Source organism: Parafrankia sp. Ea1.12, assembly GCF_900465275.1.
Lineage (GTDB): Bacteria > Actinomycetota > Actinomycetes > Frankiales > Frankiaceae > Parafrankia > Parafrankia soli.
The window spans coordinates 16830-31336 of sequence record NZ_UBIZ01000328.1 but is presented as its reverse complement, the minus strand read 5'-3'; the positions used below and the strand labels follow the sequence as shown (position 1 = coordinate 31336).

At 70.5% G+C, this 14507-nt stretch carries 11 protein-coding genes; 5 read left to right on the top strand and 6 right to left on the bottom strand.

Annotated features, from left to right (window positions below):
• Nucleotides 1-50: 50 nt before the first annotated feature.
• The gene (locus tag FMEAI12_RS17860) at nt 51-1586 is read right to left on the bottom strand and encodes a hydantoinase B/oxoprolinase family protein (RefSeq protein ID WP_112106918.1); all 1536 of its coding nucleotides are present in this window, start codon (nt 1584-1586) and stop codon (nt 51-53) included.
• Between the two features lie 307 nt (nt 1587-1893).
• Here FMEAI12_RS17860 and FMEAI12_RS17855 point away from each other — a divergent pair, with 307 nt between their 5' ends.
• The 4 genes from FMEAI12_RS17855 (at nt 1894) to hpnH (ending at nt 8340) form a co-directional block, all read left to right on the top strand.
• On the top strand, nt 1894-3543 hold the full coding sequence (locus FMEAI12_RS17855) for an NAD(P)/FAD-dependent oxidoreductase (RefSeq protein WP_112106917.1): 1650 nt from the start codon (nt 1894-1896) through the stop codon (nt 3541-3543).
• A gap of 1212 nt (nt 3544-4755) precedes the next feature.
• Nucleotides 4756-5229, top strand: a complete 474-nt coding sequence (locus tag FMEAI12_RS17850) for a peroxiredoxin (RefSeq protein ID WP_112106916.1) — start codon at nt 4756-4758, stop codon at nt 5227-5229.
• A gap of 593 nt (nt 5230-5822) precedes the next feature.
• Nucleotides 5823-6194: a hypothetical protein gene (locus FMEAI12_RS17845; RefSeq protein ID WP_020463613.1), complete on the top strand. Its 372-nt coding sequence runs from the start codon at nt 5823-5825 to the stop codon at nt 6192-6194.
• Nucleotides 6195-7341: 1147 nt separating this feature from the next.
• Nucleotides 7342-8340, top strand: coding sequence for an adenosyl-hopene transferase HpnH (hpnH, locus tag FMEAI12_RS17840; protein ID WP_112106915.1), 999 nt, complete (start codon nt 7342-7344; stop codon nt 8338-8340).
• 123 nt (nt 8341-8463) lie between these two features.
• Here the strand turns inward: hpnH and FMEAI12_RS17835 are convergent, their stop codons facing one another.
• Complete coding sequence (locus FMEAI12_RS17835; protein WP_235014132.1) at nt 8464-9300, bottom strand: helix-turn-helix transcriptional regulator; 837 nt, start codon at nt 9298-9300, stop codon at nt 8464-8466.
• Between the two features lie 462 nt (nt 9301-9762).
• Between FMEAI12_RS17835 and FMEAI12_RS17830 the strand changes: the two genes are divergently transcribed.
• Complete coding sequence (locus tag FMEAI12_RS17830) at nt 9763-10002, top strand: hypothetical protein (RefSeq protein WP_112106913.1); 240 nt, start codon at nt 9763-9765, stop codon at nt 10000-10002.
• A 197-nt stretch (nt 10003-10199) separates the two neighbouring features.
• Here the strand turns inward: FMEAI12_RS17830 and FMEAI12_RS17825 are convergent, their stop codons facing one another.
• From FMEAI12_RS17825 to FMEAI12_RS17810, 4 genes are read right to left on the bottom strand one after another with little or no spacing between them, the layout of a single operon-like run.
• Nucleotides 10200-11171, bottom strand: coding sequence for an LLM class flavin-dependent oxidoreductase (locus FMEAI12_RS17825; protein WP_112106912.1), 972 nt, complete (start codon nt 11169-11171; stop codon nt 10200-10202).
• A gap of 47 nt (nt 11172-11218) precedes the next feature.
• A complete protein-coding gene (locus FMEAI12_RS17820) occupies nt 11219-12409 on the bottom strand; it encodes an XdhC/CoxI family protein (RefSeq protein WP_112106911.1) in 1191 nt (396 codons plus the stop codon).
• A complete protein-coding gene (locus tag FMEAI12_RS17815) occupies nt 12402-13574 on the bottom strand; it encodes a VWA domain-containing protein (RefSeq protein ID WP_112106910.1) in 1173 nt (390 codons plus the stop codon). Before FMEAI12_RS17815 ends, FMEAI12_RS17820 begins: the two co-directional genes overlap by 8 nt.
• Nucleotides 13571-14449: a MoxR family ATPase gene (locus FMEAI12_RS17810; protein ID WP_112106909.1), complete on the bottom strand. Its 879-nt coding sequence runs from the start codon at nt 14447-14449 to the stop codon at nt 13571-13573. The genes FMEAI12_RS17815 and FMEAI12_RS17810 overlap by 4 nt, the downstream gene beginning before the upstream one ends.
• Between the last annotated feature and the right edge of the window lie 58 nt (nt 14450-14507).

The following is a 14507-nucleotide window of genomic DNA, read 5'->3' as shown; positions in this document are numbered from 1 at the left end:
CGATCGACAGCCAGACGTACACCCTGCGCGATGATGTCGATCCCGAGGAATTACGGCGGCGGGCCCCATCCGCCACCGCCCGGTGTGCGCAGAGTGACGACCGACCCGGCAGGGAGCTGCCGGCTCGCCTTCGGCGGGAGCGGAACACCGTCAACATCGTTGTGCCCGACCGCGCCGGGCCCACCGCCCGCCACCCCACCGGGCGCGTGCCGCCGCCGGTCGGTCAGGACGGACAGCGTCGCCGGCTCCAGCACCCGCACCGAGCGCACGAGGCCGTCCCCGCCCGGATGCCTGCCGGCCCCACCAGTGCCGTCGGCCAGCTCGTAGCGCTCCACCCGCATCGGGTACTCCAGCTCGAGCGCCTCGATCGGGGTGTTCAGCGTGTTCGTCATCCCCACGTGCACCCCGGAGGGGCCCCGGCCGCGGGCGGACGCGCCCTGCCCTCCGCCCAGCGTCTCGTAGTACGTCCAGGTCGCGCCGCCGATCACCAGATTGTTCATCGTCCCCTGCCCGGGCGCCGCCAGGACGTCCGACCCGGCGCCGACCGCCAGCCGCAGGGCCGCCAGCACCGTGTCGGCGATGCGCTGCGATGTCTCCACGTTGCCCGCCACGACGGCGGACGGGCGTTGCGCGTCGACCAGCGAACCGGGCTCGGTCACCACGGTCAGCGGGGCGTAGGTGCCGTCGCCGGTCGGGACGTCGTCGGGCAGCAGCACCCGCAGCGCGAAACAGCACGCGGAGCGGGTCACGGCGCGCGGGCAGTTGACGTTGCCGCGCACCGCCGGTGACGTGCCGGTGAAGTCGACGGTGATGCCGTCGCCCTCGATGGTCACCGCGACCCGCAGCGCTATGTCCCGGTCGTCGACGCCGTCGCCCTCGAGCTCGCTCTCCACCCGGTGGACGCCGTCGGGCAGCCGCGCGATCACCGCCCGGCTGCGCCGCTCGCCGTAGCGGAGTACCTCGGCGAACGACTCCAGGACGAGCCCGGTGCCGTGCCGGCGCGCGAGCTCGGCCAGCCGGGTGGCGGCCAGCCCGTTCGCCGCCGCCTGCGCGCGCAGGTCACCGCGGCGCAGGTCGGGCGTCCGCGAGTTCGCGCAGATGAGGTCGAGCAGGTCCTCCTCCCAGCGCCCCGCCCGGACGAGCCGGACCGGCGGGATGATCAGGCCCTCGGCGAAGATCTCGGTGGAGTCCGCGGGCATCGACCCGGGACGCATCCCGCCCATGTCGGAGTGGTGCGCCCGGGTGGCCGCGTAGCCGACCACCTCGCCGTCGAACGCGAGCGGGGAGATCAGCGTGACGTCGGGCAGGTGGTTCCCGCCGGAGAACGGGTCGTTGAGCACCCACACGTCACCAGGCAGCGGCCCGCGCTCGGCGACCACCCGGACCGACTCGTACATGGCGCCCAGGTGCACCGGCACGTGGGCGGCCTGAGCGATCATCCGGGCGTCCACGTCGAAGATCGCCGCCGAGCAGTCGCGCCGCTCCTTGATGTTGGACGAGTACGCGCTCCGGACGAGCAGCGTCCCCATCTCCTCCGCGATGCCGCCCAGCGCACTGGACACCACCGACAGCGTCACCGCATCCATGCCACATCCATGCCACCAGCGTGGCAGCCCGCCGGCCGCCGCCGCGCCGGGACGGGCCCGCCGACGACCCTGCCAACGGACGATTCCGGGCATTTACCTTAATCGGTAAATATAGGAGCAAAAACTCTATACCAAACGATATCGGGAGAATTGCCTATCCATCCGAGTTTATATTGCGTTTATCTAGACCAACGGACGGATAAGTGGTTCAGTACGCGATTGTGAAGGGATCGGGGGATCTCGAGAGCCCGCAAGCGGAGCGAGACCCGCTGATCATCTCCGATAGCGGCGTACAGGGAGTCACGCAATGAGCGAGTACGACTATTCGGTTGCCATTCTCGGCAGCGGCATCGCCGGCTCGACCCTGGCCAACATCCTCGCCCGCCACGGTCACAGTGTGGTACTCATCGACAGTGGAACACACCCGCGATTCGCACTGGGGGAATCGACGATCGGCGAGACGACCTATCTGCTGAAACTTCTCGCGCAACGTTTCGACGTCCCGGAGCTCGGCCATGTCAGCAGCTTCGAGGGCGTCCGGCAGCACGTCTCGTCCGCGTGCGGCGTGAAACGCAATTTCGGCTTCGTCTACCACCGGGAGGGGGAGATCCAGGACCCGGAGGAGGTCACGCAGTGCAGTGTCTCGGAGTTCCCGAACGGCCCTGAGATGCACATGCACCGCCAGGACATCGACTCCTACCTCTTCTACTCCGCGGTGCGCCACGGCGCCCACCCGCGGCAGCGGACCTTCGTCGACCACGTAGAGATCACCGATGACGCGGCCACCCTGACGACGCGGGCCGGTGAGCGGATCCGGGTCCGCTACGTCGTCGACGCCTCCGGGCGGAACTCGGTGCTGGCCAACCAGTACGGCCTGCGCGAGGACCCCTGCCGGTTCAGGACACACTCGCGGACGCTGTTCACCCACATGGTCGGGGTCACCCCGTTCGACGAGGTGACCCGGCCCAGCGGACAGCCGTCACCGTGGCACCAGGGGACGCTGCACCACATCTTCGACGGCGGGTGGCTCTGGGTGATCCCGTTCGACAACCACCAGAGCGCCACCAACCCGCTGTGCAGCGTCGGCCTCAACCTCGACACCCGCCGCTTCCCGAAGCAGCCCGGCGTCACCGCCGACGAGGAGTGGCAGACCTACCTGGACCGTTTCCCCAGCGTGGCGCGCCAGTTCGCCGCCGCCCGGCCCACCTGGGACTGGGTGTCCACCGGGCGCACCCAGTACTCCAGCACCCGGACGGTGGGTGACCGCTGGACCATGATGAGCCACGCCGCCGGCGCCATCGACGCGCTGTTCTCCCGCGGCATGGCGAACACCATGCAGGTCATCTACGCCTTCGCGCCCATGCTCATGGACGCCCTCACCGACGGCGACCTCTCGGCCGAGCGCTTCGCCTCCATCGACCAGCTCAACCAGACGATCCTCGACGTGAACGACCGGCTGGTGGCCGGCTCGTACACGTCCTTCCAGGACTTCGACCTGTGGCGGGCCTGGTCCAAGGTGTGGTTCATGGCCTGGAACCTGGGCATCTCGCGGATCGTCGGCACCTACTTCGGCTTCCTCGAGCGGGGCGACCCGGCGCTGTTCGACCGGCTCTTCGACGCCCCCTTCCCCGGTACCTTCTGCCCGGACCTGCCCGAGTTCCAGGACCTGTTCCGCCGGCTCGGCGGTGTGATGGACGAGGTGGACCAGGGCCAGGCGACACCCACCGAGGCGGTCGGACGCCTCGCGGACCTGCTAGGCACCGCCGCCTTCCTGCCCGAGCCGCTGCGTCTGGGCGACGTCCTGCGCAGGTGGCACGACGGCTCGTTCGACGCGCAGCGCCAGATGTACGAGTGGGGCCGCTCGGCATCGCCGCGGCCGCTGCGCCGCTGGTACGACTACGACCTCGACGTGCTCCTGGCCCGCAGCGGCGGCGTTCCGCAACCCGTCACCTTCTGAACCAGCCATTCCGCCGTACCGCCGAGCGCGTCGCCTGCTCGGCGCTACGGCGCTACGGCGCTACGGCGCTACGTGACGCAGTGGCGTGACAGGACTACGGAGCTGCGATTCCGCGGTTCCACGGAACCGCGGCTGGGCGGCTGGGCGGCTCCGCGGAACCGCGGCGGCTCCGCGGCTCGGCTACCGCGGGAGGGCATGGCGGAGCCGCGAGCGCGGGGCGTGGACGCGAGCCACCAGCGCGTCATGTGACTCAAAGTAGTCGACGGAGACGGCCAGCGGATGCGAAAGAAGTCGCTCGGCGACGGTTCCACCGCGTCAGGAATCGACCCTTCTTTCACCGCCGAAGAGGTCATCCTCCACCATTCCGCGCGCTACGGAACCCGACGGAACGCAGGTCGACCAGCTGGAGGATCCGGGGCCGCCGACCACGTGCCGCAGAGCCACCCGACGACGCAGCCGCCGGTGGAATACCAGGACCGTGCAGTATGCGTTCCGTGTAACCGGAAATGCCAGCCATTCACTTTATCGACACATTGGCGACTCGATATGAGCCGGACCCGGGTGGGCAGGCCTTCGCTCGGAGCGGTGCCACAGGCCTGCAATCCCGACCGGCCATTGTCGCGGCACGGAAGGCCCCGCGGACTCCGATTCCCGGAAGCCGGGACCATCGCCGCAGACCAGGGCCCTTGGTCCCTCAATAGAAGAACAATGTCCAGACGACACCACCGCGCACCACCCGCCCCTACACCGGACCTCCCGGCACCTTCCCCGAGGCCCGAGCCGCACCCCAACCCGATCCCATCCCGGCACCGGACAGAAGCGTGGCGACCGAGTGACACCATGGACTCTCTCAGTCGCCACACTTCAGATCCCACGCCCGCTCGGGGCTCGGACGCCCCGTCCCCCGCGAGCTCCGCGGCCCGTGGGTGGGTGGAAAGGTGACCGAAACAGCCGAAAACGTGACACGGCGCTTTACGTCACCGGTACGGCTACCTAATTCAGCCATCCACGGCTTGGCCGTCATCCACCACGGGCGCGGGTCCAGTGACCCGGCGCACGCGACCGGTCCCCGCCGCGGCGCACCCGGAAGGAGCCAGATGTCGAGTCTTCTCGACGATCCCACCAGGCGGGTTCACCCCGGCTGCCCCCGTGACCCGGGCCGCCGTGTCATGCCCGGCGGGTCGCTCGGCCGCGAGTGGGGGGTGGCCTGAGATGGCGACGCCCGCGATCGGTCAGCCGGCGCCCGACTTCACCCTGCCCGGCCTGACGCTGACCGGTGAGGAGGCCACCCGGTCCGAGTTCGCCCTCTCCGGGGAGCGGGGCCACCCGGTCGTCCTCGCCTTCTACCCGGGTGACAACACTCCGGTCTGCACGAAGCAGATGTGTTCCTACGCCGCCGGCATCGAGGTGTTCCGTGACCTCGGGGCCCTGGTCTGGGGAATCAGCCCGCAGGACCTCGACAGCCACGAAGCCTTCGCCCGTTCGTATTCTCTCGGCTTTCCCCTGCTCGCGGACGACGACCGCACGGTCGTCAAGCAGTATGGCATCTCCCTGCCAGGACTCGGACTACGCCGGTCGGTGTTCCTCGTGGATGCGAACGGCATACTACGCTGGAAGCAGGTCGGGCTGATCGGTGTGACCTACTCCGACGTGGAGACGATCGCCAAGCAGATCGCTCAGCTCTGAGCACACGTTCCGCTCTGAACGCGTGCTCGGCGTGGCCCGTGGCATCGCGGGCGGCTCCCGGTTGTAGGCCGTAGGACCGGAGGGCCGTCCACGGAACGATGGTGGATCGCCTGCCACGTGGGGGCTTCGGGGCGGTGTGGCGGGGCCGAGACCACCGCGGCCACGGGACGAATCGGCCGGGTCGCGTGCCCGTCCCGCCGGCGCCGCCTGCTCCTGGGGCTCGACACCTGTCTTGACCTGCGGTTATACGAATTCAGGTAGACAATCCCACGGACCTCTCAATTTATGCACTCGCGACACTCTAATTGCCTGGTCAGTCGATCACCGTGCGAAGTGCTCCACCAATGCACGGGTCAGATCTGCCCGAATCCTGGTGAGATGGCCCTGACAGGCACCTGCGAGTTGGCATTGCCGGGAGAGAGGGCCGCCACGACATGGCGCTCGACGACCCGGAGAGTGCCCCCATTTTCAGGTGGGGCGAAATGCGGATAAGGCTCGGGACCTGGTGGTTTGCACGAGCGGACCGATCCGCCAACGACGAAGGCAGTGACCTGGCTGCCCTGGAAGAAGTTGATGATCACGTGGGAGGCGACATGAACAGCGTCGACGTTGCACTGAAGGAATCGCTGGAGATCGAGGGGGCGACCGGGGTCGCCCTCGTCGACTTCACGAGTGGGATGACGCTCGGCAAGCTGAGCAACATCCATAACTTCGACCTGGAGATCGCGGCCGCCGGGAACACCGAGGTCGTCCGGGCGAAGATCCGCACGATGGAGAGCCTCGGCCTGCAGGACACCATCGAGGACATCCTCATCACCCTCGGTCGGCAGTACCACCTGATCAGGCTTCTGAGCAGCCACACTGGGCGCGGCCTGTTCCTGTATCTGGTGCTGGACAAGAGCCGCGCGAACCTGGCGATGGCCCGCCACCGGTTGCGCACCATCGAGTCACGCCTCGACATGTGACGTCCGCCAGCTCGTGGTCGGCCGCCGCCGGCACGGTCCGCCCGGGACGGCGCTCCCGCGGCGGGGCCGAACCACGAGCGCGCCGGTGCCGGCCCCGACGACGCTGACCGGCACCGGTTCCCGATGACGCCGCCCGACAACGGTTCCTGACAACGGTTCCCGACAACGCCGCCCGGCACCCGCCGGATCGTGTCGGCTACGAAGCCACCCCGGCTCCAGCACTGGACGATCAGGCGCACCGCGCCCGGCACCGTGATCACCACCGGTGCACACCACCTCGACGGCACCGACGCCCAAGCCGGCGAACGGAACCCGTCGGCCCGCGCGACCGGGCGGGCCATGCGTGGCCGCGCACCGCCCGCGCCCACGCGATCTCCGCCGTCTCCTCGGCTGCCTCTGCGCCCCCGTCTCCTCCGCGCGTTCCACTCCCTCTGCGCCCGCGGGCTCCTTCGTCTCCCCCAGGCCGGGATGCCGCGGCCGAGCGTCTGCTCCCCCGCATACACGTCGATCGCCCCCGCCGGCCGCCGGGACCGGCTCCGCCGGGCGCCCCCGTACTGGTATCGGCGCCCCGAGGCCGCGCCGGGACGATTCCGCGTCCCGGGACCGGGCCCGGTGCCGGTGCCCGCCGAGACGTACCGCGTGACCGGGGTCTTCAGTCCGGTGGCGGCATCCGACGGCCCGCCCGCGTCCCGGTACCGGATGGCACGGTGACCCGCCCGCCCGATGACCCGGCACGTTCGGGCGCGGCGCATTTCCGTCCACCGGGTTACGGTCGTGGCTCCGACCTGCTTCGCCGGGCCTGACTGGCCGGGCAACGGCTTTCGCGGGTGCGTACGCGAGCAGTCGGACGTCCGCCGCCTCGACGGGCGTTGTGCCCTTGACGATGACCTAAGACGGGCCCAAAGGTCCAGTTCGATGTGAGACCGCGGTAGCCGGCGGGTACGTGAAAATCGCATCTCGCTTCGGTAAACGGGCTGGTGGCGACATAGTTGACCGGAAAAAGATCTCGGCCAGCCGGTTAAGTAGCTCTCATCGAAGAATTTTTCCAAGAACTAGATAAGGCGCCTCCTTAGACTTAGGGGAGCGGTACGGCATCGCGACTCCACCACCCACCAGGCGAACGTAGATCAACACCGGAAGGGTGAATATGAGCATTCCGCGGCGTCAGGCGATCAAGATCGGTGCCTATCTGCTGAAGCAGAAAATCGCACGTCGAGACAAGTTCCCGATCACGCTCGAGCTGGAACCGCTGTTCGCGTGCAACCTCTCCTGCGAGGGCTGCGGCAAGATCCAGCACCCCGCGGACGTCCTCAAGCAGCGCATGCCGGTCGAGCAGGCGCTCGCCGCCGTCGACGAGTGCGGCGCGCCCGTCGTGTGTCTGGCGGGTGGCGAGCCGCTGATGCACCCACAGATCGAGCAGATCGTGGAAGGCCTGGTCAAGCGCAAGAAGTTCATCTACCTCTGCACGAACGCGGTGCTGCTCCCGCGCAAGATCGACAAGCTGAAGCCCTCGCCGTACCTGTCGCTCGCGGTGCACATCGACGGGCTCGAGGACCGCCACGACGAGTCCGTGGCGAAGAAGGGCGTCTTCGCCCAGGCCGTCGACGCGATCAAGGACGCGCAGGAACGCGGATTCCGGGTGACGACGAACACCACGTTCTTCAACACCGACACCCCGCAAACCGTCATCGAGGTGCTGGACTTCCTGAACAACGACCTCAATGTCGACGGCATGATGCTCTCGCCGGCCTACGCCTACGAGAAGGCCCCTGAGCAGGACAAGTTCCTGGGCGTCAAGGAGACTCAGGAGCTTTTCCGCAAGGCGTTCGCCGACGGCCGGCGCAAGCGCTGGCGCATCCAGCACTCGCCGCTGTTCCTCGACTTCCTCGAGGGCAAGGTCGACTTCCCCTGCACCGCGTGGGGAATTCCGTCGTACTCCCTCTACGGCTGGCAGAAGCCGTGCTATCTGATGGGTGACGGATACGCCTCGAGCTACCAGGAGCTTCTCGACACCACCGACTGGGAGTCGTACGGCCGCGGCCGCGACCCCCGCTGCGAGAACTGCATGGCCCACTGCGGCTACGAGCCGACGGCCATCGCCGCCACGCTGACCTCGCTGCGGGAGTCCATCCGCGCGACGCGCTGAGACGCTCGGCGAGCGGATGCGGAAGATGATCTCGGTGACGGCGGTCGCGCCCTCCGGCCGGAGGGCGACGACCGCCGCACCGAGGTCCTCCACGCTGCTCCGGCTCGCCGGTTCCAGCGGCCGTCACGCCACCTTCGGAAACTGTTTCTTGAGGCGGTCGATCAGGGTCACGGTGGCCTCCTCCGAACGAGCCATCGCTCCCCACCCCTCGATGAACAGGCCGTCGTAGCTGAGGCCGACCCAGCGGCCGGTGAGCCGGTCACCGTGCGGGTGCAGCGAGAGGAACAGCGTGCCCTTCGACCGCACCGGGCCGTCGACCGCCACGTACCAACCCATGACGATCTCGTTGTCGAAGACGCGCAGCTCGCCCGACCAGAGGTAGCCGCCCTCCTCCAGGGCCAGCCCGCGCGAGACCGCCTCGATGCGGAGGACCTCGCCGGCCTGCTCCACGCTGACCTCCTGCGAGGAGCGGATCTCCTTGCCGTCCCGGAAGGTCTGCCAGGACGTCCACCACCGCCCCGACAGGTCGATCCGGCTCGGTGCCGGGGGCCCGGCCGCTCCGGACCGGGGCGCGGGAACGGCCGACGCGCCCGACGATGCCGGTGCATCGGACAGTGCTGGCACGGCCGGCAGGGCCGCGGCCGCCGCCGGCCCGACCGCGACGGCGCCGCCCCCGACGATGAGCTGTCGGCGATCCGTGATGTCCACCTCCTCCGGGACTCCCCGCCAGATGACGCCCGCCTGACCGCCCTTGTCCTCCAGCCACGCATGACGGCGCAGCTCGACGAGCGCGCCGCCGGCGTTCAGCTCCGCGTCGATCGCGGCCACGAGCGACTGCGACGGCACGCCCAGCAGGCCGCGCTCGGCCTTCGAGAGGTAACTCGGTTGGTAACGCACCCGGTTGGCCAGCTGGGCCTGGCTGAGCCCGGCGGCCTTCCTGCGCTGGACGATTGCGCCCAACAACTTGGCGAGACAGGGTTGTATGTGCTTCACATCGTCTACCCGGGGTCCTCGGTTCTGGTTCGTCGCCGACCGATTCCAGCTGGTCTGACTGTTGTCACACCCACGCGGGCGAGGCGCCGGCCGCCAGGGCCGCCACAATTCGTCCGCTGATCTCCCGTGCTGATCGTGCCATACCGGACCGGCCCGTTGACCGTGCCGCATTCGACGCGCCGGTGGCTCTGTGTCCCTTCCTCCGCATGCCTGCAGTATGACGCCACTCACACCCTCGCCCGATCGCCCGTCATGGTGGACCGTTGGTCGAAGGGAGAGGGGACGCCATCCAGCAGGAACACCGCCCGGACCGGAGCGATACATGACAAAGGGGCGCCGACTCGTCGAGGCCGACCTCGTCGAGGCCGACAGAGTGGCATTAGATTCATTTAAAGAAGTTAAATTCATTTTCCGCAGAGCGAGGCCGGCGTGACGACGCCGAGCCCCCTGCACCCCCCGTCCGAGGAGAGCTGGCGGCACGTCGAGCACGCCGTGCGCGGGAAGTGGGCGGCACCCAGCGCCTACGCCGTCGTGCTCGTCGACGACGCCGGGTCCCCGACCTCCGTCGTCGGGACGTTCCCCGGCCCGATGTCAGCCGAGATGTACGGGCGGATCGTCGGCGCCGACTTCCGCGTCGTACGGGTGGACCCGGCCGATCCGGGGATCTGACCGCGCGGGCCGCCGGCCCGCGAACACGAACGCCGGCTGGAATCGCGAAACCGGGGTTCCACGGGCCCGAAATGCTGATGCCCGAAGCCGGTTCGGGCTTCGGGCATCAGCATTCGGGAACCAGGGATCAGTACGGTCCGCCAGCGGCCAGAAGCGGCGTCGACCGCCGGCGGGCGCGAATCAGACGGGGCGACGGATCAGCGGAAGGCCGGCAGAACCTCGCGCTCGAACAGGCGCAGGCTGTCCCACGCCGACTCGGGCGGCATTCCCCCGCACAGCGGGTGGAGCTGGGTGAACGCGAATGACGCGGCCTTCTGCTCGGCCACGAGCTGCTCGGGCGTCAGCACCCGGTACTGCCCGGTCGTGCGCAGATGGTCGGCATCGACAGCCGTGCGGTACGGAGAGGCCGCGTTGTTCTGGGCCTGCCAGACGCCGTAGGCGTTCGTCTCGTGGAGGAAGAACGGCGACATTCGCTTCCAGCCCTCGTCGGCGTCCTCGGCGAGCGCGGTGACCTGGTTAGGGCCGATCGGGCTCGGTCCGGGATCGGGCCGGCCGAGCTTCTGGACCTCGTCGCGGTAGAACTCCCAGACCTCCGGCACCGAGGGGACGAAGCCGTCGGCGATGCGCGCCGCGCGACGGGCGGCCGGCTCGCTGCTGCCACCGAGCGAGATCTGCGGGCCGCCGGGGCGGAAGGGACCGGGGGTGAGGTGGACCGTCCGGCCGCGGTATTCGAACGGCTCGCCGGAGAACGCGGCCTTGAGGGTCGTCACGGTCTCGGTCACCCGGCGCCCGCGTTCGGACATCGGGATGTCGAACATGGCGAACTCCTCGCGGACGTACCCGCCCGCGACGATCAGGTCGACGCGACCCTTGCTGATGTTGTCGAGGAAGATCAGGTCCTCGGCGAGGCGCAGCGGGTCGTGAAACGGTGCGATGAGCGCCGCGATACGGAAGCGCACCTTGGTGGTGCGGGCGGCCATCGCCGCGAGCATCGGGATCGGGCTGGGAAGGTAGCCGTCCGGCGAGCCGTGGTGCTCCGAGACCGCGATGGTCACGCAGCCCAGCTGGTCAGCCCACTCGGCCATGTCGAGGGCCGCCGCGTAACGGTCGGCCATGGTCGTACCGGCGAGGTCCGGATTACGGAAGTCGAAGCGTAAGGCGAACAGCACGGCCGGAGAGTAACAGGAATCAGATCCGTGCGATCGGCACTCGACGTTCAGCCGTCATGGGCCGACGCCCGCACGTCACCGGCCGGCGCGGATGGATCACCGAACGTCGTGGATGGGTCACCGGCCGGCGCGGACAGGTCATGGTGGATGGGGCCGGACAGCTGCCGTAGCTGGGCGCCCGATCCCCCGTGCCGCGTCGCGATGATCTCCGCGGCGATGGAGATCGCGGTCTCCTCCGGTGTGCGCCCCCCGATGTCCAGGCCGATGGGCGCGTGCAGGCGGGCCAGGTCGGCGTCGGAGAAGCCGAGCTCCCGCAGCCGCCGCGCGCGGTCGGCGTTGGTGCGGCGCGAGCCCATGACGCCGAGGTAGGCCAGCGGCCGGCGCAGCGCGACCTCCAGGAGCGGCACGTCGAACTTCGGATCGTGGGTGAGGACGCAGACGGTCGTGCGCTCGTCCACCGCCGTCGCGGCGAGGTAGCGGTGCGGCCAGTCGACGACCACCTCGTCGGCCTCGGGGAACCGCCTGCGGGTGGCGAACGTCGCCCGTGCGTCGCACACGGTCACCCGGTAGCCGAGGAAGGCGCCCACCCTGGCCAGGGCGGCGGCGAAGTCGATGGCACCGAAGACGATCAGCCGCGGCCGCGGCGCGTAGGAGGCGACGAAGACGGCACTGTCGTCACCGCGCCGCTCGCCGTCCGGGCCGTAGCGGACGATGCCCGTCCGGCCCTGCTCCAGCATCCCGCGCGCGTCGTCGCGGACGGCCGTGTCGAACCGCGCGCTGCCGAGGGTGCCCTCGACGGAGCCCGGCCGGACGACGAGGCGGGACCCGACGGTGCTGGTGCCCACCCCGCTGACCAGCGTCGCGATCGCGACCGGCCGGCCGTCCCGGACGTCGGCGAGGATCCCGCCGAGCTCGGGGAACGTCCGCCGGCTCACCGCCTCGACGAAGACGTCGATGATGCCCCCGCAGGTGAGGCCCACCGCGAACGCGTCGTCGTCACTGACCCCGTAGCGCTGCAGGACGGGGACGGACGTCGCGCGGCACTGCTCGGCCAGGTCGTACACGGCCCCCTCGACGCAGCCGCCCGAGACACTGCCCACGACCGAGCCGTCCGGGGTGACAGCCATCGCCGCGCCCGGCTGGCGCGGGGCCGACTTCCAGGTGCCGACGACCGTCGCCAGGCCCACGGTCTCCCCCGCCTGCCACCAGCTCTCGAGGTCGGGGAGCACGTCACGCATCGGAGATCACCTCGGCAAGTCCTCGCAGTGCCTGGAACGTATGCCCGGCCAGCAGGTCGTCCACGTGGGGAAGCGCCGCGGACATACCTGCGGCGGTCGGCGTGAACCCGTCCCGGCCGGTGTGCGGGTTCACCCAGAGGACCCGGTGCGCGAGCCGGGCCAGCCGGGCCATCTGCTCGGCGAGCAGGGTGACGTCGCCGCGCTCCCACCCGTCGGACACGATCACCACGACCGCCTGGCGGGCGGTGCCCCGCTGCCCCCACAGGTCGAGGAAGGCGCGCAGCGACTCCCCGAGGCGGGTGCCGCCGCTCCAGTCGGGAATCGCCTCGCCGGCCGCCCGCAGGGCCTCCCCCGCGTCCCGCAGCCGCAGCGGACGGGTGAGTCGCGTCAGCCTGGTCCCACAGGTGAACACCTCGGTGGCGAACGGGGCGACCCGGACGGCGGCGTGCGCGAAGCGCAGCATCACGTCGGCGTAGGGGCTCATGGAACCGCTGACGTCGACGAGGAACACCAGCCGCCGGGGCCGTACCCGCGGGCGCGCGCGGACGAGCTCACCGGGCTCGCCGCCGTCGCGCAGCATGGCGCGCACGGTGCGGCGCGGGTCGAGCCCGCGGTTCCCGCCGGGCCGGCGCCGGCGGCTGGGACGGGACCCGACCCGGGGGGCGAGCAGGCCGACGAGCCGGTCGATCTCGGCCCGCTCCGCCGGGCTGAGGTCCGCGACGTCGCGGCGGCGCAGCAGCTCGACGTCGCTCGCGCCGACGGGGAGCGGGTCGGCCGGGCTGTCGTCACCGTCGTCGCGCGCGGTGCCGGCGCCGCTGGACGGCCAGACCCGCACCGCCCGCGACGACGGCGCGACGGCCCCGGCGGCGGCCTGCCCGGGCAGCCCGTCGAGGCGCCCGCGGAACCACTCGTCGAACAGCGCGTCGTAGCGCGGCAGGTCGTCCGGTTCGGCGCACAGCGCCAGGCGACCGGCCCAGTACACGTCGGCGGCGCTGGTGGGATCGAGGTGGGTGAGTGCCTGCACCGCCGTCGCGACCCGGCTCGCGTCCGCCGCCGCGCCGGCGCCGCGCAGCGCGCGGGCGAACCCGGTCAGGGCGACCAGCGGGTCCGGTTCGGCGAGCGGACCCCCGGCGGACGGACCCGCGGCGGACGGCCGCGCGTTCACGTCAGCCCGCCGACGATCTCGCCCAGCTCCCGCTCTGCGCGGACGATGTCCTCCCGGTACTTCAGCACCGCGCCCAGCGTCATCCGCGCCGCCTCCCCGTCGAGGCGGGAGCGGCCGAGGGTGTGCAGGGCCAGCGCCCAGTCGATCGTCTCGGCGATGCCGGGCGGCTTGAGCAGGCCCGCCTCCCGCAGCCACGCGGTGGCCCGGGCGACGTCCGCGACGAGCTGGCGCGCCGCGCCCGGCACCCGCCGCCGGACGATCTCCACCTCCCGGGCGAAGTCCGGATGGTCCAGCCACAGGTAGAGGCAGCGGCGCTTCAGCGCGTCGTGCACCTCACGGGTCCGGTTCGAGGTGATCACCGTCAGCGGCGGGACGTCCGCCCGGATCGTGCCGATCTCCGGGACCGTCACCGAGCCCTCGGCGAGCACCTCGAGCAGGAACGCCTCGAACTCGTCGTCAGCGCGGTCGATCTCGTCGACGAGCAGGACGGCGGGGCTCTGCTCGAGTGCCTGCAGCACCGGGCGGGCGATCAGGAAGCGGCGGTCGTACAGCGAGGCCTCGATCTCGCCCGGGTCCGCGCTGCCGGCGGCGGCACGCAGGTGGAGGACCTGGCGCGGGAAGTCCCAGTCGTAGAGCGCCTGGCTCACGTCGATGCCCTCGTAGCACTGCAGGCGGATCAGGCGGGCCTGGCAGACCGTGGCCAGTGCGTGCGCCAGCGCGGTCTTGCCGACGCCGGGGTCGCCCTCCACGAACAGCGGCCGGCCCATCCGCAGGGCGAGGAACGCGGCGGTGGCGACGCCCTCGTCCGGCACGTACCCGGCCGCGTCGAGCGCACCGGCCACCGCCGCCGGGTCGGCGAAGTCACGTAACGGCATGACGGCGAGTTTGACATCCTCCCCGCCCCGGTTCCCGCCACGCGGGCGGGACCAGACT